Here is a 671-nt window from a genome sequence, read left to right as displayed (position 1 = left end):
AATCACTTATATTCCAGTCCTTATAATAATGTATTATAGAACTTTGCAGAACTTATCTCTTACATTCTAATCGTGAGAAGCATTGGCTAAAATTATTTTTTAATAACCTTAACGCTTTTAAAGGCATTCCCTTTTTCATCTTTCAAAGAAAGTGAGTAAGTTCCCGAAGGATATTTAACAAACTCTGTATTTATTTTCGTTTCAATGGCTTCAATACTTCCTGTTGAACTGAAAAGCACTCTTCCATCTGCACTAAAAATATTTACACTGTAATTTCCTGATGCATTTTCTAATTTAATATGAATTGATCCGTTTTGCTCTACAGGATTAGGATACACAATGAATTCTGAATTATTTCTTAATTCTACATTATCTTTTAATTCTGAATTATTTGTTTTCCCTTTGCCTGCTAAAGTAGTTGAAACAGGATAAACCAAAATTTTCTGTCCATTGTAACCCACTGCATAAACAGCTCTAGCACTGGAAGGGTAATACACTTTTGTAGTATTGTTACTAACATCACCAGTCCCCATAACAGATACATAAATCAATTTATTATTGGCATCGAATGTTTCATAGGCAACTGCATTTTTCCAAGCACTGTGCTGTACAGTAAGATAATCATTATTTAAAGTAACTCCCTGGCCTGTTTGTCCGCTTACCGGAAGAAG

Annotated in this window: 1 protein-coding gene; it reads right to left on the bottom strand. The window is 32.6% G+C overall.

Annotation, left to right across the window (positions count from 1 at the left end; genetic code table 11):
- Positions 1–92 precede the first annotated feature (92 nt).
- Positions 93–671: T9SS type A sorting domain-containing protein (locus NK356_RS24055; protein ID WP_253318253.1), on the bottom strand; the 579-nt coding region annotated here is incomplete at its 5' end.

Origin of the sequence: Chryseobacterium sp. S0630, assembly GCF_024158915.1 — a bacterium.
GTDB lineage: Bacteria > Bacteroidota > Bacteroidia > Flavobacteriales > Weeksellaceae > Chryseobacterium.
The sequence above is the reverse complement of the archived record's forward strand: the minus strand, read 5'-3'. Positions and strand labels throughout refer to the sequence as shown.